Source organism: Kordia aestuariivivens (assembly GCF_014397005.1).
GTDB lineage: Bacteria > Bacteroidota > Bacteroidia > Flavobacteriales > Flavobacteriaceae > Kordia > Kordia aestuariivivens.
On record NZ_JACGWS010000007.1, the window covers coordinates 111,656 to 129,579 of the forward strand.

A 17,924-nucleotide genomic window follows, 5' to 3' on the forward strand; every position below is an offset into this window, starting at 1 on the left:
CTTGCTTCTTTGGTTTCTAAATAGTTTCATGAATGTGATGTGTTAAAAACCAAATCCAATTCCGAATGCAAAACGCATTCCATCATCCGAATTGAATAATGATAAATTTGCCGTCAATACATCAGCTCCATTTAGCCAAATTCCACCTCCAAGTGATGTATTCCATTTTCTAGACGGATCGCCACTAATCCAAATACGACCATAATCAAATCCTCCAAAAACACCAATATTTACAGGCAATAATCCTGTTTTTATTTTGCGAAGATTCCAACGAATGTCTGTTGTTTGTACAAACGCACGTTTTCCTGTGAATCGTTGGTTTCTATACCCTCTTAATCCTGTGTTTGCGCCTAAGGTTGCTCCTTGATAAAATTCAAATCCTTCTCCAAAGTTTATATGTCCGCGCAATTTTGTTGCCAATACCACTTGTCCACTTGAAGTCAATCGATGATTGATAGAAAATTCAGGAATTACATATCCAAATCCTTTGGAAGTGCTCACATTGTTTTTGTATCCTGTTTCCAAACTTACTTCCATTCCCATTGTTGGAAATGCTTTGTTATCTCTATTTTCAAAATGATATTTTGCTTCGGCTCCAAAGAAATCTTGTTTGTCAAATAGACTTGAGTTTGCAGGCAAACTTTGATCTAAGAAACGTCCTGTAGTGCGTTCTATTTCGTTACTTTCATATAGTAATCCTGCGCGAAGACTTCCGCCCAATTGTCCACGCCACATTAAGGAAGGTTTAAGTCTGAATGTTCGTATTTTGACACGATTGTAGTCTAAATCTACTTCCAATCCGTCATCGTCATCCGCTTCAAAGTTTGGTGTATCGTTTCCAAATCCGAAGAAGTTAACAGCATAATTAGGACTGTTGAAATCTACACCAATGAGTAAATTCAATCTACCAATAATATTGTTGAATTCTCCTAAATATCCTACATCAAATCCATTGGTTGCAAAGTAATATGCAGCTCTGTAACTGTGACGCGAAGTGTATGGATTGCGTTCAAATCCGTAATTGGTTTGTACCGCTGAAAATCCTAGTTTGAAACCATCATCCGGATTGAAACCTAAGACTGGTAATATTTGCGTTGTTCCGTTTTTTAGTTTTTTGTAATCGTATACATTCGTTTCGTAATTGTCCGTTAAAACTTTGGTTCCTTTGTTCGTTTTAATGGTACTTTTCTTAGACTTGTAATCATAGAAAGTTAACTTTTTTCCGTTTTGAATGTCATACGTATCATTGTTTTGTCCACCAACCAAACGCACTTTGATCATTTTAGTTCCTGTTCCATGTACATGAAAAACATCATCATCGTCTAATGCGTAAATCCAGATTTCAGCTGTTTCCTTTTTGTTATATACACGTTCGTGAAAGATGTCTTTCTTTTCTCCACCTTTTATTCTGTAGGCAGTCACTTTTGTTTCGCCATTTGGCAAACGTTCAATGTCAAACCAATCGTCTTTGTTGGTTCCTTTGATAACCGCAAGTCTGTTCACTAGTTTGAAATATCGATCTGAAATTGCTTGCAGGTTTTTGCGTCTTCCTTTTAGACTCTTTTTTATTTCAGCAATAGCTTCATCACGTACTTCTGCTGGAAATGCTAAAAATGCTTCTTCAATGACTTCATCTGTCAACCCTTCTCGAATCATTTTTACTTGCGCGTCCCAAACATCTTTTCCAGATTGTTGAATGAGTTCCATATCGAGTGGATATGGTTCTACATTAACGCCTTTTACATCTACTAAGTCTTCTTCATATTTACGTAATAATCGTGCTGTTGGAATTATTTTTACCGCAGTTCCTAGTAGAAATCCGTCAGACATGATGGAAAACGCCTGATCACGATCGCGCGGAAGCGGACGATATACTGTTTTACCATTTTCTTTAAATACTATCCAACGCCATTGATCTTGGTGTCTGTCCCAATCGCCAATGAGCATGTCAAATAAACGCGCTCTAATGTACGATGCTTCATCAATGACAAGATCTTCATCTTCGTGGAGTTTTTTCATTAAATCGTCCGTACTTATCAATTTGTTTTGATAGCCAAAACTCGCTTTGTCGCTATGTCCTTCCGAAGTATGTTCTTCTATCATGTACAATTCGCCACCAAAATTTTCATTGTATTTCCCTAAGGCATTTTGTTTTGGCACATAGTACAGTACAGGATTCGTGTGGTATACATTTACGGCATCTGCCAAAGTTCCGACGGCAAAAGGTGCGTATGGATGTGCACCCGAAAATACATCCAATAATAAATCTTCTGTAGCTGTATCGTCAAATTGACCTTTGATGTATTGATCTCTAAAAAGTACCGCTTGCAAGTAGCGTAATGCTTGTTTTCGCAACGCGCGCATTACGTATTGCGTTCCGTTTTTATCTTCAAGTCGTAAGGATTTTGATTGATTTCCTCCGCCCATTCGCACAGGTTTCAATCCGCCAAATAAGGTATCTAAGTCTACCGTTGGTGCTTTTACAGACGTGCTGTATTGTTTTCGATATCGATCGCCCCATAAAAATTTATAGAAATTAGATTTGTCCGTTTCTTCTTTGGTATAAATTGATGCTGACATTTCTTTTGGAAATGTTGCTGGATAGACTGTTTTTGCTTTTTCTGCATCCGCTTTGATGACTTCCGTTTCAAAAACTATTTTATTGTCCGTAGCCGAATAGAATCGCACATAAGAAGAACCATCTTTGAAAACATCTAATCGTGCATAACCATAGGTTCCGTACGAGAATTGCCCGCCACCAACATTGCGTGTTCCTGATATTTTTGCTCCTGAACCACTTACAATTTGATGTAAATTATCTTCTATAATGTATTGCAAACTGTGTTCGTGTCCTGAAACAAAGATGACTTTATCATTTTCTTGCGCAATGGTAACCATTCGCTTTTTGAGTTCATTGTAACGTTTGTTAGACATATCCACATTGGCAACTCCGCTTGTAGAGCGAACTATATTTTTCAGTGTTCCCAATACTGGAATTGGTGATAAATGACTTTTAAACGTGTATTGTCCGTTGTGTGAACCATTTGTATACATCGGATGATGTATGGCAACAATCGTTGTTTTTCCACGTGCTTTTTTGACCAAACTACTAAATTCATTTAAGAATTCTGTTCTGGTTTTGATATCGCAATCATCATTGATGGTTGGATGGTTGTCCCAATTGGTAATGTACCATTGACTGTCAATTAAAATTAATTCGATGTCTTTACCAATGTGAATTTTTTCAATAGGGCATCCGTTTTCTGGCAGAAAAGTATTTTTCTCAAGAATTTTTTCTACATATTTTTCTTGACGTTTTAATCCTTTTAAGCCGTCACTATACCAATCATGATTTCCTGGAATGAAAATTGTTTTCCCTTTAAAATCTTTTACAATTCCTGTTTGAACATCTAATTGATGTGCTGCAAAAGCTCTTTTTTCATTTGATTTTTCAGGCAATCCGGCAGGATAGATATTGTCTCCTAAAAAGATTGCTGTACTATTTTTGGAAGCTTTTTGCAGTTCTTTTTCAAACATTTGTAACGCAATCGAAGTTTCGCCTAGTGGAGAATTTCCAGCATCACCGATAAGATAAAAAGAATGTTTTATTTCCTTCTCCGCTGGAAACGGATTTACGCTCATTTTATCAGCATATTGTGCTTTGAAGGTAGCACAGGCACTAAAACATAGTAAAAGAACTATTATTCCTACTGATCGTAAAGATTTTATCATTGGTTGGTGTTTTATTCGATTTAAAGATAATCATTCATTTTCAAAATGATTTACTTTTTGTAATTGACCTCACACGTTTCGCATGTATAGGTATCTTTTTTTAGTATTATTTTATCAAGTTTACTCGCAACTTCGTGGATAAAGCTGTTATACTCATTGTGTTCTGGAGTAATGTTGTTTGCCGTTATTTTTTTGTAAAATTGACCGTCCCATTCTTGTTTCCCCCAACAGTTTGGGCAGATTCCTTCTGGAGCTTTTACGGTTGCTTCTTGATTTTTATTGGTCGTAAAGTAGTTTTTTAGGTTTTCGATGATATTCATGTCTGTTTTTTTAAATTGGTTAAAAAGTGAATGACTTTTTGTTCGGGCATTTCACAAGGTTTTAGGAGTTCGCCTTTACTTGTAATATAATAATTTAAACTTATAAAATCATTTCCACCTAGTTCTTCGGCGAAGATTTTATAGCTATTTCCATGATTGAATTCACTCTTTGTGACTCCATATTTTTTGTTATGATAATGGACTTCGGAATATCCAAGTGGTAATTGCTCAATGTATTTTATAAGTATCATATCATTAATTTTTTTAACCATTTTTCGAGTTCTTCTGTACGTGGATTTCTAAGTTTTTTATCGCCAATGGTAATCGTAGGAAAGTTTAGTTTTCTATTTTCATATAGATTTCGCAACGCTTCCGCATGCGCTTCATTTTCATTAACATCTAAAAATTGATATGGAAATTCTGTGTCATTCAAAACATCTATATAGTAATTTGTTTTGTGACAGGCTGCGGTTCCGAATAGTTTTATTTTAGGAATTGTTTTCACACTTTTTTAAGTCGTTTTTTTGTTATAAACTTACAATTGTATGTTTAACAAAACCTTATGAAAGGTTTCGTAAAATATATGACTAAACTATACGTTTTACTGTTCTTTTGTCAAGATTGATGAAAGTTTAGTATTTTTACTTAAATTAAAAAAACCTTTATGGATACGCTTATTGTTGAAGCTGAAAATTTTGTTGTTGATTATTTGAATAAGAATTTAGACAGCAAATTTGTTTATCATAATTTATCACATACCAAACGTGTTGTTGAAAGTACACAAGAAATTATTGAAGCCTTAGCGATTACTGATCCCGAAGCAACACAATTATTGCTTGCAGCGTGGTTTCATGATACAGGATATACAAAAGGAATTGAAGGTCATGAACATGATGGTGCACTAATTGCCACCGATTTCCTAAAACAACAAAACGCTTCCGAAGAAGATATTAATGCGGTTAGTCAATTAATTTTGGCGACTAAAATGGGCTATTCGCCCAAAACACTTCTTGAAAAAGTTATTTGCGATGCCGATTGTGCGCATATCGGAAGTAAGAATTTTGAGGATTTAACAGCGTTGTTGCGCAAGGAATGGGAACTTACCAAAGATAGAGTCCTTACAGAAAATGAATGGCTCGATGAGAATATTAAATTTTTAACGAGTTCGCACAGTTTTCATACTACATATGCTGCAAAAAATTGGCAAAAACGCAAAGGGAAAAATTTATCAAAACTATTAAAAACAAAAAGTAAATCTTCTTTTGAGCGATCGAAATTAAAACATAAAAAAGCTGAGTTAAGTTTTAAGAAGAATAAAGTTGAATTGCCCGAACGTGGAATTGAAACCATGTTTCGTGTCGCATTACGAAATCACATCACGTTAAGTGATATTGCTGACACAAAAGCAAACATATTATTATCGGTAAATGCCATTATTATATCTTTAGTACTTTCTAACTTGGTTTCTAAACTTGATAATCCTTCAAATGATTATTTAATTTACCCAACAATTATTTTTGCAGTTTTCACCGTAGCATCAATTGTACTTTCTATTTTGGCTACGCGACCTAATGTGACACAAGGAAAGTTTAGCAAAGAAGATGTTGCCAATAAGAAAGTGAATTTGTTATTTTTTGGAAATTTTCATCAGATGAAATTGGATGAATTTGAATGGGGAATGGGAGAAATGATGAAAGATCGCGATTATTTATACGGCTCACTTACCAAAGATTTATACTTTTTAGGATTGGTCTTGAATAGAAAATATAGCATATTGCGAACTACATATACCGTATTTATGATCGGAATTGTAATTAGTGTCCTTTCTTTTATTATTGCCTTTTACACAAGAGATCCAGAAGTTGGTAGAAAGACACATGAGGCTACAACAGCTTTTTTACTGCATTAAAAAGCAGGAAGAACTCTATTTGAGTTCTTCCATTAATTCATCTATTGTTATGGATGATTTTTCGTTGAAATCATCTTTATATAGTACTTCTACACGAAGTGCTCGTAAACCTGAAACACCTTGTAAGTCTTCCAATTCCAGCTTTTCTAGCTTTCCAAAATAGTTTTTGGATTGCATATATTTGATATATTTTACATACTCACGTGCATCTTTGTCTTGTGAATATACAATGGCAATTTTCCCCGGAATCGTCAATCGGTCATTAGTTCCTTTAATGTTGGCTTTGTCAATACGTTTTTTAATGATTTCGTATCGAATGTTATATGCGCCATCTACATCAAATTGTTTTTCATCCATTCGGAATTTGATCGCTAACGGACTGCTATGCACCAAAATCAATGAAGCAACTTCTAAATCGTGCTCCATTTTCTTTCTAGCCTGATGCGCCACTTGTTCCATTTCGTACATATTCTGCAATTGCCACAAACGCAAATTGAATAAGTACAAATCGTTGAAGGTTTTATTTTTCACCAACGATTGTCCAATGTACATGTTGTACTCTACACCATCTGTTTTGTATCGCTCAAAATAATGCGGAAACATTTCTTGTGCTTCTTCTTGTTTTTTATCGAGGTAATTTGCTAATTTTTTATTCAGAATATTTACGCTGTCTTCATACGCTTTTCGCTTGTCATACACTACTTGTAGTTCATCATCTAAGCTGTCAATGTATGTCTTTACAACTGCAGCGATTTCTTCGTCCGAATTTTTTAAATGATTGAATACTGGATAAATATCTTTTTTCAAGAATTGTAAAATGCCTAATTCGTCACCTGCATTTAATCCTTCTTTTGTATGATTCAAATACTCAGCAATTCTGAAAATCAATTCTTCATATATTGGCAATTCAACTTTTTTAAGCGCAGCTTCTAAAACATGTATTGCTAATTCTAATTGTGTTGTTAAATCCTCTTTAATCGCTTCATTTCGCGCCAGAGAAGAACCTTTAATATCACTTTGTCCAAATAGTGGATATACATTTTCAAATACAATATCATCAATCATCGGATCTTCTACATGTTCCGCTAATTTGTTTTGATAATCTTCGGCAGCATCATAAAAACGCCACTTTACCGCAGGATGAATGGAAGTATATTGTTCTTGAATTGTAGCTTCTAATATATTTTGATAATCTTCAGAAGCACGCGAAACCGCCGCTTCAAATACTGGAATGATATCTTTTAATTTTTGTTGATTTACCGAGTTGAGATCATACGCTCTTGGAGACGCAATTTCCAACACGGCTAAGTCTCTACCTTTAGATGCTTTTATAGGAATTAAGATAATACTCTGAATTCCTTGTACTTTCAATCGTTTATAAAATCCGTTTTCACCCGCATGCGATTTGTATTTTTCAACATCAGAAATTGCCATTTCTTTGTGATCTTTAAAGATATTTTTCATGATTCCTTCGCAAAAGAATTCGGAACATGCTATTTCTTTTTCATCTTTGAAAATTAGGCTTTCAGACTTTTTTATGTGACTTATATAAGTGCCATTTTCAGGAGTTCCATACATGGAAAATCCTAATTTTAAATCTTTTATGTTGAAAAATTCACTTAAGTTTTGACGAATATCTGAAAGAAGATTGTCATCACTTCGCAACAAGTTTTCTCGCAAAGAAGAAAGCGTTTCGTCAAAAGTAACATCAAATAGATTCATAATTCCAAAGCCTTTGAAAATGTAACTTTCTAACGGAAATTTTTCTTTCCAAATTTCGATGTTTTCATAGTTATCTAGCAATAGTTTTACATCTTCATCGGTAATCTTAGGCGCATTTTCGGTTGGGACAATCTGGCAAAAATCGCCATTAAACGCAACTCTGTAGTGCTTGGTAATACCTGAATTTTCATCGGGAATATCAAAGAAGAAAGGTCTTTTTAAATCGATTGTATATCCATAACATACATTCAAAATCATGACGCACGCATGTAAATACAGTTCTTTTTCGGCTAAATTTCTAGCGGTAAAGCAGTATTCATGCTCTGCATTTTCAAGTATTTTTTTGAGTCGATTCGAATATTTAAAGGATTGAAAAGAAAATGGTACCGTTGCTACTTTGATTTCATTATCCGAAAGAATTTCTGGAAACAAAGCATCTAAAAGCAGATCGATTTGTTCTTTATATTCTTCTAATTTTGACAGCTCTGTAAATCCTGAACGCAACTCCGGATACGTGTCTAAGTATGTGGTAATTTCTTTTGCAGATTTGTGATATGGATGAGTTTCATCTTCCACATATTTATCGTAGAATGACATTACTTGCTCAAAACTGATCACAAGCTGTAACGGCAAACTTAAATTATTATTTTCGTTTTTGTTTTCCATAACTGAAACAGTTTAGTCTACAAAGATAATGAATCTTACATTATGTGGTTATTGTTTTGACTTCTTAGACTTTTTTAGACTTGCTTAGATTGTTGAATTTATCAGATTTTTCCTTGACACGCGTCACACTGAACCGAATGCTGTACTTCGACAAACTAAGCATTCGGTTCAGCATGCCGAAAAAATTTAATCTTCTTCATGAATTGTACTTACTACTCACATGAAAATGACTTATCCTATATTCAAGAGTCTTTTACAGATAATTTTACGAATATTAGAGTACTTATTTTGGAGATCGCGTAACACGAATTGATACTTCTAAGTTATCTAAAAAGTATTGACGTATTTCTGCTATTTCTTCCGATGTTAACGAATCTGCATAGGTAATGACTTTACCTTCCATTTTAAATAAAAGATTCAGTTCTGGGCATGTTTTGAAAAAGGTTTTAAAATTTTCATAGAAAAAATCCTTAACTGTGATTTCATAATCGTGTTCTTCTTCCATTGCTAAATGGACAAGGTCTTTATGCCACATTAGTATATCTCTAACTAATAATTTAATGATTGGTGTTCCTATTTCTGTTTCTCCTAAAGCTTCATTAGTTTTGGCAAATAAATGGTACTTACTACTCCCATGAAAATGGCTTATTCTATGTTCAATAAACTCGTCTAGTAATAATTTTATAATTGGTTTCATTCTTTATATTTTTTTATAATTATTTTTTACAAATTTTGATATTTCATTTAAATATCTAAAATCTAATTTAAAACCCATTTCTATCTGAAATTGTCTTTGATAAAAATAAGCTCTTTTTTCCTTAGAATGTATATTTCCAAATTTTAAAACTTGTTCTTTAAAATCTAAACTTGCCTCCACTATAGACTCTAAAGCATGTGTTCCTTCATGGATTATTAACCCTAAAAATTCTTCTAATTTATTATCAGCAGCTGTTGTTTTTCTAAAATACATAACTCCTCCTCTCTCAATGGACAAAGCTAATAAGATCATATAATAAAGTTAATCTAACTCCTGAGGAACGTATTCTTAACGAATATGAACAAGAGTTCTATGCAAATTTTGAAATTGTAGATGAAGACGCTGATATAAAACCCTGTGAATTAAAAAAACAAATAATTTTTCACAACTATTTTGTCGATGTAATAAAGTTACTTAAAGTCAACGAAGAAGTAAATGAAGAATTGATTAAAGAAGCAGAATTAATTAAAAGCGAAATACCTAATATGACCAAGAAGGTTACTGTTAGGAGAATTAGTGGCTTTTTTGCTAATGTTAGAAAAAAGAGTTTGCCTTTATTGAAACAAATCTTAGAGCTAGGAAAAAAAGAAGTTTTCAAAAAAGGAATAAATTTTCTACTTGATGGCATGAGCGATTTGATTACCATGATTGGATAAATCAAAAACAACTATCAACTCTCCGGCGCCAACTCAACTTCCAAACCATCCATTTCTGGTGTCATTTGAATTTGACAACCCAAACGGCTGTTATCTTCTACATAGAACGCCTCTGCAAGCATCATATCTTCGTCTACGCTCATTTCTGGCAGTTCATGATCAGACTTCACATAACATTGACACGAAGCGCACATTGCCATTCCGCCACAAATTCCAATAGTTCCTTCGGGTGCTAATTCGTACGAACGCACAATTTCCATGAGATTCATTGCCATGTCTGTTGGCGCTTGTACTTCATGCAAAACGCCTTCTCGGTCTGTTATTTTTAGTGTGATGTCTACTTGTGACATTTTTGATGTACGATTTTGTGATTTACGATTGTTGATTTTAAAGCTATTCTCGATACATTTTTTTCCGTTTCTCTTCAAAAATTACTCGAATTGACGTAATTCTGATTTAAAAAGACGTCAGTTCGAGTGATTTTTTATCATCTTGACGAAGTCAGAAATGATGAAAAATTGTATCGAGAACATGTTACTTTATTACGTCATTACAAACGATAGTGAAATAATCTGTTAATCGAAAAACAGATTGCCACAAGTTTTTTCTATTTCTGCTTTGCTCAATATAAAGAACTTTCGCAATGACACTATAATTAATTTATTGCTTTTACAACCGCTTTTGGTGCTTCTTTTCGAGATCCGTCAAAACCATCAATTCCACTAACAGTTGTGTATTTCATTACATATTTTTTGTTTGGAAAGATCCGTTGATACGCACTTTGACACATTAACGTTGCTTCATGAAATCCGCAAAGAATCAATTTCAATTTCCCTGGATAGGTATTGACATCGCCAATGGCATAAACCCCAGGAATGTTGGTTTGATAGTCTAATGTATTGTCAACTTTAATTGCGTTTTTCTCAATCTCTAATCCCCAATCTCCAATTGGACCTAGTTTTGGCGCCAATCCGAATAGTGGAATGAAATGATCGGTTTCTAAGGTAAAAGATGCTTCTCCTTTTCTAGAAACCTCAACACCTGTAACCTTGCCTTCTCCATGAATTCCTGTGATTTCCGCAGGCGTAACCATATTGATTTTTCCGAGATTTTTGAGTTCTTGTACTTTTTCAACAGAATCTAATGCGCCACGAAATTCGTTTCTTCTGTGAACTAAGGTTACTTCCGAAGCAACATCTGTTAAAAAGATACTCCAATCGAGTGCAGAATCGCCTCCACCTGCAATAACAACTTTTTTATCACGATAAATTTCTGGATCACGAATGATATATTCGACTCCATGATCTTCGTAATTTGCTAAGCCCTGAATTGGTGGTTTTCTCGGCTCAAAACTTCCCAATCCGCCAGCAATGGCAACAATTGGCGCGTGATGTTTTGTTCCTTTATTTGTAGTAACGATGAATGTACCATCGTCTAGTTTTTCAATAGTTTCTGCGCGTTCGCCAAGCGTAAATGTTGGTTCAAATGGCTCAATTTGCTTCATTAAATTGTCGACCAAATCACCAGCCAATACTTCCGGGTATCCAGGAATATCATAGATTGGCTTTTTAGGATATATTTCAGAACATTGTCCACCTGGCTGTGGCAATGCATCAATTAGGTGACATTTTAATTTTAATAATCCTGCTTCAAAAACAGTAAACAGTCCAGTTGGACCAGCTCCAATAATGAGTATATCGGTTTTAATCATTTTTCTTTCAATAATATATTACAAAAATAACATGTACAAGAATGTCTTGTTATGACATTTATCAGCTAGTCAACGCTGATTACTTTTTCTATTTGCGGAACATGTTTTTTTATGGTCATTTCAACACCAGATTTTAATGTCATTTGATTTACACTACATCCGACACAAGCTCCTTCTAGTTGTACTTTTACCAACGTATCATCATTTTCAATTCCTACGAGTCTAATATCGCCGCCATCACTTTGAAGAAAAGGACGAATTTCATCCAATGCTTTTTGTACGTTATTTTTTATTTCTTCACTTGTCATCCTGTATCTTGTTTACGTGTTATTTTTTAACTGCTGAACATCCTGCCATCGTTGTTATTTTGATAGCTTCTGTAGCAGGCAAACTTTCGTTACGATTAACTACTTCTTGTACCACATTTTGTGTCAATTTTTCAAAAGCAGCTTCTATTAATGTAGCTGTTTGCATTGCTGCAGGTCGTCCAACATCTCCAGCTTCACGAATACTTTGCACCAATGGAATTTCTCCTAAGAATGGCACATCGATATCTGTAGCTAGGTTTTTAGCACCTTCTTTTCCAAAGATGTAATATTTATTATCTGGCAATTCTTCAGGAGTAAAATACGCCATATTTTCTATAATTCCCAATACAGGAACGTTTATACTTTCTTGTTGAAACATAGCAACCCCTTTTTTAGCATCGGCTAATGCTACATTTTGTGGTGTACTTACAACAACAGCTCCCGTAATTGGCAACGACTGCATGATGCTTAAGTGAATGTCTCCAGTTCCAGGAGGTAAATCGATGAGTAAGAAATCCAATTCGCCCCAAGCGGCATCAAAAATCATTTGATTTAAGGCTTTGCTCGCCATGGGTCCACGCCAAACGACTGCTTGATTTGGTTTTGTAAAAAATCCGATAGAGAGTATTTTGACACCATAGTTTTCTACAGGTTTCATTTTAGAAACATCACCTACACGAACCGCTAATGGTTTTTCGCCTTCTACATCAAACATTATTGGCATTGATGGTCCGTAAATATCAGCGTCTAATACACCAACACTAAAGCCCATTTTAGCTAAAGTTACGGCTAAGTTTGCTGTAACTGTAGATTTTCCAACACCACCTTTTCCAGAAGCAACCGCCACAATATTTTTGATATTTGGCAACGATTTTCCTTTGATTTGAGGTTTTTCAGGCGCTTCTACTTTTATGTTTACTTTTACTTTAGCGTCTGCATATACTTTTTCACGTAAAACGGAAGTGATTGACGTTTCTACTTTTTTCTTTGCTTGTAATGCAGGATTTGTAATGACAATATCAACTACAATTTCATCTGCAAATGTCATTATGTTTCGTACCGCTCCGCTAGCAATCATGTTTGCGCCTTCACCTGGAACAGTGATGGTACTTAATGCTGCTTGTATGTCTTTCTTTTCTATTTTCACAACGTTGTTTTTTTAATCTATAAGTTTAGATGAAATGTATTTTTTAGCCCTTTAATGTAAATTGATTCTAAATTGCAAAGATAGTAGTAAAAGTTCGTATTGTAAAGCGAAGAAATCGAAATGATTGATAGGTCGATGTGTTTGGTTTATAGTGTTTGTGTTTTTTATGTGTTGAAAGATTGAAGAATTGAAAAATTATAATGATTAAAAAAAGACTTTTGACTTTAATATTTAAAATTTGATATTTTGCGGTTTACCTTTTTTTAGCCACGAATGCACGAATGTTTTCAATGGATTAATTTTGTCATTCCTGCGGAGGCAGGAATCTATTTATGTATTGCGTTACTTGTGGGAAGTTGAATCAAGTTCAACTTGACACTTTGAGTAAAATTCAAAAATATAAAAGTGTTTTCATTATCAAATTGATACATTAAGATAATTCTGTTGCTGGATCCCAAAAGTGTTTTTCTAGGTTTTGAATTTGATTGTCAATGACTTCTATGCCTTCACTTTCTAACAATTGTTGCATGAGATTTGTGCCTTGAAAGTGATGTTTTCCTGTGAGCAATCCCTTTTTATTGACAACTCTGTGTGCATGTACATCTTCATGTTTTCCAGAACTGTTCATTGCCCAACCAACCATACGCGCACTTCTTGCTGCACCTAAGTATTTGGCAATAGCGCCGTAACTGGTAACACGTCCGTACGGAATGAGTTTTGCAACTTCGTATACACGCTCAAAGAAGTTTTTGTTTTCTGGTTTCATGTGATGTCTTGTCCGTTATAAAAGATACGTACAAGTGTAACGATCACCAAAATTAACATGAGTACACTTAAAATATAGTCTGAATATTTAGAGAATTTACCTGAGCGCGATTGCGATTTGTCAAAGTAAAAAACATACATATACAACATGGCAAACGTACCAAAACCTGCCGCCAATACAAAGGTGACAATGTCCGTGATTGTAAATTCCATCAGGTCAGAAACATTCCACAAAGCATTTAGTCCTGCAAAGTATGGAATTGGCAATACGTTGAGCGTTGCTAAGAAAATCCCTTTGAAGAAACTGCTTTTTTTGCTCACTTTCACCATTCGGATTCGCTTTTCTTTTTTCTTTCTGGCAATGATGAAAAAGTAAATTCCTAAGAGTCCAAAAATAACCAATGCTACTTTTAGTAATACATCGATAACTTCTTGATTGTGGTATAGATATTTAGAGATGGAAACCGCAATTATTGCTTGAACAATAACTACTAGCGAAGCGCCAAGTGCAAAGATCACACCATTCATTTTCCCCTTTTGTGTACTTATTTTTGCCGCTGTAATGTTTATTAGTCCGGGCGGCACAACACCTAAGAGTGCAGCCGAAAAGGTAACAAAAAAGAGAATAATGAGATCGGTCATTACTTGATTTTGAAGTGAATATAGGTAATTGCTTTGTTTACTTCCAAATATTGCAACTCATAAAATGTCTGAATGTCAGTAACTTCGGCTGGACTTCCTTCATTTTTGTATACATCATGGTTAGCGTATAAGACATTGTGTCCTGCGCCATGCAAGAGTCCTAATGTATAACCGTGCATAAATTCGCTATCCGTTTTTAAGTGTACAGTTCCTTCTGCTTTTAGTATTTTTTTGTAGCGTGCTAAAAATTCTGCATTCGTCATTCGGTGTTTGGTACGCTTGTATTTTATTTGCGGATCTGGAAATGTAATCCAAATTTCAGAGACTTCATTTTCTGCAAACATTCCTTCTATGAGTTCTATTTGAGATCTAACGAAAGCAACATTTTTCATATCATCTTCTAAAGCCGTTTTTGCTCCTCGCCAAAACCGAGCACCCTTGATATCGATTCCAATAAAATTTTTATTTGGAAACTTTTTTGCTAAAGCTACCGTGTATTCTCCTTTACCACAACCTAATTCCAATACAATTGGCGCGTCATTCTTGAAAAAATCGCTATTCCATTTTCCTTTAAGCGGAAATTCATTTGCTACAATTTCTTCGCGTGTTGGTTGTATCACATTTGAAAACGTATCGTTTTCTCTAAAGCGTTTTAGTTTGTTTTTACTTCCCACAATGTTTTCTTAATATTTTGACAAAACTAAGAAAATCTCGCAGACCTTTTAATATTCTTATCTTTGATTTCATGAAGAATTCCAAAACGATACTTGTTGCGCCACTAAATTGGGGCTTAGGTCATGCTACACGTTGCATTCCTATTATAAAAGCATTGCTTTCGCACGATTTTACACCTGTGTTGGCTTCCGATGGAATTGCCTTGCAGTTGTTGCAGAAAGAGTTTCCTGAGTTGGAAACCATCGCTTTGCCCGATTATCAAATAGAATATGCTAAGAAAGGAACGAATTTTAAGTTGAAAATACTGAAAGATTCACCAAAGATGATGAAAGCTATTTCGAAAGAAAAAAAGATTATTAAAAAGTTGGTAAAGACACGCGATTTTTGCGGAATTATTTCTGATAATCGATTGGGCGTGTACAGCAAAAAAGTGCCTTCTGTTTTTATCACACATCAATTGAATGTGTTAAGCGGAAACACTACTTGGCTGAGCAGTAAAATTCATCAATTAGTTATTAAAAAGTTTGATGAATGTTGGGTTCCTGATGTTGCCGGAAAACCAAATCTTTCTGGAAAATTGGGACATTTAAAAAATAGTTCACTTCCGCTAAAATATATTGGACCATTGAGTAGATTGCATGCGCAAGAAGCACCAATGGTGTATGATTTGATGGTGATTTTGTCAGGACCCGAACCGCAACGAACGATGTTGGAAGATAAGTTGTTTGAAGAAGTGAAACATTTTGATGGCAACGTACTTTTTGTTCGTGGAAAGATTGAAACTAAACAGGAGCGTTTTCAGTTTTTGAATTGTGATGTGTTTAATTTTATGCAAAGTGCCGAACTCGAAAAGGCATTTAACGAAAGTGAATTTGTATTGTGTAGATCGGGTTATACCACCGTAATGGATTTGGCAAAGTTGCAGAAGAAAGCATTTTTTATTCCAACTCCAGGGCAGTTTGAACAAGAATATTTAGCCAAACGGTTGCAAAAACAACAATTAGTTCCATTTGCAACACAAGCCGATTTTTCTATTGATCAACTTTCGCGCGTACACGATTTTAAAGGATTGAGCAGTTTTAATCAAGAAGAAAATTATGAAGATTTATTCCGCCTTTTCCAACGTAAATGAAAATTCGGAACCGACATCATATTCACTTTCTATATATATTTTTTCGTTGTGCGCTTCAATGATATGTTTTACAATGGAAAGTCCTAAACCTGAGCCACCTTCTTCACGCGAACCACTTTTGTCCACACGATAGAAACGTTCAAATAATCGTGGGATGTTTTCTTGCTCTATTCCTTCTCCGTTATCTGTTACACGCACAATTACTTTATTTCGGATTAAGTTTTCAACGCTTATTTCTGTAGTTCCGTTTTCACGCCCGTATTTTATGGAGTTTACAACGAGATTGGTAAGCACTTGCTGAATTCGTTCTTTGTCTGCCAACACCATAATTGGTTTCGCATAATTCATGTCAAATGCTAGTGTAATCTGTTTTTTAGCTGCTTTCATTTCCAACAGATCAAATACATTTTGCACCAATTCAATGATGTCAAATTCTTCCGTATCTAAGTGTACATCGCCGGCTTCGAGTTTGGTAATCATGTCTAAATCCTTCACTATGTAGATAAGACGCTCTACCCCTTTTCCTGCACGATTTAGGTATTTTTTACGAATGTTTTTATCTTCCATTGCACCATCAAGCAACGTCAAAATATAGCCTTGCACGGTAAATAATGGCGTTTTTAATTCGTGAGAAACATTCCCAATAAATTCTTTTCTATAGTTTTCTCGAATTTTTAAGGTTTCAATTTCGAGTTTTTTATTCGTGGCAAATTTTTCAATTTCTTTTGTTAACGTTGCCATATCAGTTGTGATCGGATAATTCTGAAAATCGCTTACATCTAACAACGTTACATCGTCATAAATTCGTTTTACACGCCTATAAATAAAACGTTCAACTCTATATTGAATGATGAAGAAACAAAAGGTAAAACACATACACATAAAGAGTATAGGTATTATCACGTTTTGAATTCCGGAAAAATATAGCAATATGACTAACGCCAACGTTGTAAATAAGGTAATATATAACGACGAACGCAGCGCAAACCGATAGGATCTTTTGAGTTTTTTTGCCATGTATTATTATACGTATTTGTAACCTACGCCTTTTACGGTTTTGAAATGATCTTCGCCAATTTTTTCTCTAAGTTTACGAATGTGTACATCTATCGTTCGTCCGCCAACAATGACTTCATTTCCCCAAACTCTATCCAAAATTTCTTCACGTTTGAATACTTTTCCTGGTCGCGAAGCTAATAATGATAGCAATTCAAATTCTTTTCTTGGTAAGATGATTTCTACACCGTCTTTTAAAATTTTATATTCTTCTCTGTTGATGACAATGTTTCCAACCGTAACAATTTGAGCGTTACTGTCATCATCTTTCAGTCTGCGAAGCAATGCTTTTACTTTACTCACCAACACTTTTGGTTTTATTGGCTTTGTAATGTAATCATCTGCGCCAGCATCAAATCCAGCAACTTGTGAGTAATCTTCTCCTCTAGCAGTTAAAAACGTAATTATTGTATTGGCAAGATTGCTGTCTTTTCGAATATTTTCACACGCTTCAATACCGTCCATTTCTGGCATCATTACATCCATAATGATTAAATGCGGTTTTACTTTTTTTGCTTTTGCAATAGCTTCTATACCATTTGTTGCCGTTGAAATTTGATATCCTTCAGATGATAGATTGTATCCAACAATTTCCAATATATCTGGCTCATCATCAACAAGTAAGATTTTAATATCCTTTTTTTTCATTTGTGCGTTGTTTCGTTTAAGTAGTTGATTTTGTTTTATTAAACAATAGTTATGTATTATTTCAACACTTCAAAAGTA

Annotated in this window: 19 protein-coding genes; 3 read left to right on the forward strand and 16 right to left on the reverse strand. The window is 34.6% G+C overall.

The window, feature by feature from the left end; translation table 11 throughout:
• Nucleotides 1-42 precede the first annotated feature (42 nt).
• From H2O64_RS12550 to H2O64_RS12565, 4 genes are read right to left on the reverse strand one after another with little or no spacing between them, the layout of a single operon-like run.
• Nucleotides 43-3,732: a metallophosphoesterase gene (locus tag H2O64_RS12550; RefSeq protein WP_187562549.1), complete on the reverse strand. Its 3,690-nt coding sequence runs from the start codon at nucleotides 3,730-3,732 to the stop codon at nucleotides 43-45.
• Nucleotides 3,733-3,782: 50 nt separating this feature from the next.
• Nucleotides 3,783-4,052, reverse strand: coding sequence for a hypothetical protein (locus tag H2O64_RS12555; RefSeq protein ID WP_187562550.1), 270 nt, complete (start codon nucleotides 4,050-4,052; stop codon nucleotides 3,783-3,785).
• A complete protein-coding gene (locus H2O64_RS12560) occupies nucleotides 4,049-4,303 on the reverse strand; it encodes a peptide methionine sulfoxide reductase (protein ID WP_187562551.1) in 255 nt (84 codons plus the stop codon). The genes H2O64_RS12555 and H2O64_RS12560 overlap by 4 nt, the downstream gene beginning before the upstream one ends.
• On the reverse strand, nucleotides 4,300-4,557 hold the full coding sequence (locus H2O64_RS12565; RefSeq protein WP_187562552.1) for a glutaredoxin family protein: 258 nt from the start codon (nucleotides 4,555-4,557) through the stop codon (nucleotides 4,300-4,302). Before H2O64_RS12565 ends, H2O64_RS12560 begins: the two co-directional genes overlap by 4 nt.
• 159 nt (nucleotides 4,558-4,716) lie before the next feature.
• Here H2O64_RS12565 and H2O64_RS12570 point away from each other — a divergent pair, with 159 nt between their 5' ends.
• Nucleotides 4,717-5,961 carry a Pycsar system effector family protein gene (locus H2O64_RS12570; RefSeq protein ID WP_187562553.1) on the forward strand — a complete coding sequence of 415 codons (1,245 nt, stop codon included), beginning with the start codon at nucleotides 4,717-4,719 and terminating at the stop codon, nucleotides 5,959-5,961.
• A 15-nt stretch (nucleotides 5,962-5,976) separates the two neighbouring features.
• On the opposite strand, the gene H2O64_RS12575 is transcribed toward H2O64_RS12570, so the two are convergent.
• The 3 genes from H2O64_RS12575 to H2O64_RS12585 all read right to left on the reverse strand — a co-directional run bounded on the left by H2O64_RS12575 (nucleotide 5,977) and on the right by H2O64_RS12585 (nucleotide 9,358).
• Nucleotides 5,977-8,349, reverse strand: a complete 2,373-nt coding sequence (locus H2O64_RS12575; protein WP_187562554.1) for a GAF domain-containing protein — start codon at nucleotides 8,347-8,349, stop codon at nucleotides 5,977-5,979.
• A 283-nt stretch (nucleotides 8,350-8,632) separates the two neighbouring features.
• Nucleotides 8,633-9,046 (reverse strand): hypothetical protein, encoded by a 414-nt coding sequence (locus H2O64_RS12580; protein ID WP_187562555.1) that lies wholly within the window; start codon nucleotides 9,044-9,046, stop codon nucleotides 8,633-8,635.
• A 3-nt stretch (nucleotides 9,047-9,049) separates the two neighbouring features.
• A complete protein-coding gene (locus H2O64_RS12585; RefSeq protein ID WP_187562556.1) occupies nucleotides 9,050-9,358 on the reverse strand; it encodes a hypothetical protein in 309 nt (102 codons plus the stop codon).
• Between the two features lie 191 nt (nucleotides 9,359-9,549).
• Here H2O64_RS12585 and H2O64_RS12590 point away from each other — a divergent pair, with 191 nt between their 5' ends.
• Entirely contained in the window at nucleotides 9,550-9,762 is a 213-nt protein-coding gene (locus H2O64_RS12590) for a hypothetical protein (RefSeq protein WP_187562557.1), read from the forward strand.
• 14 nt (nucleotides 9,763-9,776) lie between these two features.
• On the opposite strand, the gene H2O64_RS12595 is transcribed toward H2O64_RS12590, so the two are convergent.
• The 7 genes from H2O64_RS12595 to trmB all read right to left on the reverse strand — a co-directional run bounded on the left by H2O64_RS12595 (nucleotide 9,777) and on the right by trmB (nucleotide 15,009).
• The gene (locus H2O64_RS12595) at nucleotides 9,777-10,112 is read right to left on the reverse strand and encodes a 2Fe-2S iron-sulfur cluster-binding family protein (RefSeq protein ID WP_187562558.1); all 336 of its coding nucleotides are present in this window, start codon (nucleotides 10,110-10,112) and stop codon (nucleotides 9,777-9,779) included.
• Between the two features lie 305 nt (nucleotides 10,113-10,417).
• The gene (locus H2O64_RS12600) at nucleotides 10,418-11,473 is read right to left on the reverse strand and encodes an NAD(P)/FAD-dependent oxidoreductase (protein WP_187562559.1); all 1,056 of its coding nucleotides are present in this window, start codon (nucleotides 11,471-11,473) and stop codon (nucleotides 10,418-10,420) included.
• A gap of 65 nt (nucleotides 11,474-11,538) precedes the next feature.
• On the reverse strand, nucleotides 11,539-11,781 hold the full coding sequence (locus H2O64_RS12605) for a NifU family protein (RefSeq protein ID WP_187562560.1): 243 nt from the start codon (nucleotides 11,779-11,781) through the stop codon (nucleotides 11,539-11,541).
• A 19-nt stretch (nucleotides 11,782-11,800) separates the two neighbouring features.
• Nucleotides 11,801-12,928, reverse strand: coding sequence for an Mrp/NBP35 family ATP-binding protein (locus H2O64_RS12610; RefSeq protein WP_187562561.1), 1,128 nt, complete (start codon nucleotides 12,926-12,928; stop codon nucleotides 11,801-11,803).
• A gap of 430 nt (nucleotides 12,929-13,358) precedes the next feature.
• Nucleotides 13,359-13,694: an MGMT family protein gene (locus tag H2O64_RS12615; protein WP_187562562.1), complete on the reverse strand. Its 336-nt coding sequence runs from the start codon at nucleotides 13,692-13,694 to the stop codon at nucleotides 13,359-13,361.
• Nucleotides 13,691-14,335, reverse strand: a complete 645-nt coding sequence (locus tag H2O64_RS12620) for a lysine transporter LysE (RefSeq protein WP_187562563.1) — start codon at nucleotides 14,333-14,335, stop codon at nucleotides 13,691-13,693. The genes H2O64_RS12615 and H2O64_RS12620 overlap by 4 nt, the downstream gene beginning before the upstream one ends.
• On the reverse strand, nucleotides 14,335-15,009 hold the full coding sequence (trmB, locus tag H2O64_RS12625; RefSeq protein WP_187562564.1) for a tRNA (guanosine(46)-N7)-methyltransferase TrmB: 675 nt from the start codon (nucleotides 15,007-15,009) through the stop codon (nucleotides 14,335-14,337). Before trmB ends, H2O64_RS12620 begins: the two co-directional genes overlap by 1 nt.
• Nucleotides 15,010-15,080: 71 nt before the next feature.
• On the opposite strand from trmB, the gene H2O64_RS12630 reads away from it, so the two are divergent.
• The gene (locus H2O64_RS12630; protein WP_187562565.1) at nucleotides 15,081-16,142 is read left to right on the forward strand and encodes a glycosyltransferase; all 1,062 of its coding nucleotides are present in this window, start codon (nucleotides 15,081-15,083) and stop codon (nucleotides 16,140-16,142) included.
• Here H2O64_RS12630 and H2O64_RS12635 read toward each other — a convergent pair.
• Nucleotides 16,116-17,159: a sensor histidine kinase gene (locus H2O64_RS12635; RefSeq protein ID WP_187562566.1), complete on the reverse strand. Its 1,044-nt coding sequence runs from the start codon at nucleotides 17,157-17,159 to the stop codon at nucleotides 16,116-16,118. The genes H2O64_RS12630 and H2O64_RS12635 overlap by 27 nt on opposite strands.
• Before the next feature lie 6 nt (nucleotides 17,160-17,165).
• On the reverse strand, nucleotides 17,166-17,846 hold the full coding sequence (locus H2O64_RS12640) for a response regulator transcription factor (RefSeq protein WP_187562567.1): 681 nt from the start codon (nucleotides 17,844-17,846) through the stop codon (nucleotides 17,166-17,168).
• Nucleotides 17,847-17,924: the final 78 nt, after the last annotated feature.

What these genes read in the sequence shown, in the direction of transcription:
- H2O64_RS12550 (WP_187562549.1), bottom strand. Translation starts at nt 3,732, where the DNA reads ATGATAAAATCTTTACGATCAGTAGGAATAATAGTTCTTTTACTATGT.
- H2O64_RS12555 (WP_187562550.1), bottom strand. Translation starts at nt 4,052, where the DNA reads ATGAATATCATCGAAAACCTAAAAAACTACTTTACGACCAATAAAAAT.
- H2O64_RS12560 (WP_187562551.1), bottom strand. Translation starts at nt 4,303, where the DNA reads ATGATACTTATAAAATACATTGAGCAATTACCACTTGGATATTCCGAA.
- H2O64_RS12570 (WP_187562553.1), top strand. Translation starts at nt 4,717, where the DNA reads ATGGATACGCTTATTGTTGAAGCTGAAAATTTTGTTGTTGATTATTTG.
- H2O64_RS12575 (WP_187562554.1), bottom strand. Translation starts at nt 8,349, where the DNA reads ATGGAAAACAAAAACGAAAATAATAATTTAAGTTTGCCGTTACAGCTT.
- H2O64_RS12580 (WP_187562555.1), bottom strand. Translation starts at nt 9,046, where the DNA reads ATGAAACCAATTATAAAATTATTACTAGACGAGTTTATTGAACATAGA.
- H2O64_RS12585 (WP_187562556.1), bottom strand. Translation starts at nt 9,358, where the DNA reads ATGATCTTATTAGCTTTGTCCATTGAGAGAGGAGGAGTTATGTATTTT.
- H2O64_RS12595 (WP_187562558.1), bottom strand. Translation starts at nt 10,112, where the DNA reads ATGTCACAAGTAGACATCACACTAAAAATAACAGACCGAGAAGGCGTT.
- H2O64_RS12600 (WP_187562559.1), bottom strand. Translation starts at nt 11,473, where the DNA reads ATGATTAAAACCGATATACTCATTATTGGAGCTGGTCCAACTGGACTG.
- H2O64_RS12605 (WP_187562560.1), bottom strand. Translation starts at nt 11,781, where the DNA reads ATGACAAGTGAAGAAATAAAAAATAACGTACAAAAAGCATTGGATGAA.
- H2O64_RS12615 (WP_187562562.1), bottom strand. Translation starts at nt 13,694, where the DNA reads ATGAAACCAGAAAACAAAAACTTCTTTGAGCGTGTATACGAAGTTGCA.
- H2O64_RS12620 (WP_187562563.1), bottom strand. Translation starts at nt 14,335, where the DNA reads ATGACCGATCTCATTATTCTCTTTTTTGTTACCTTTTCGGCTGCACTC.
- H2O64_RS12630 (WP_187562565.1), top strand. Translation starts at nt 15,081, where the DNA reads ATGAAGAATTCCAAAACGATACTTGTTGCGCCACTAAATTGGGGCTTA.
- H2O64_RS12635 (WP_187562566.1), bottom strand. Translation starts at nt 17,159, where the DNA reads ATGGCAAAAAAACTCAAAAGATCCTATCGGTTTGCGCTGCGTTCGTCG.
- H2O64_RS12640 (WP_187562567.1), bottom strand. Translation starts at nt 17,846, where the DNA reads ATGAAAAAAAAGGATATTAAAATCTTACTTGTTGATGATGAGCCAGAT.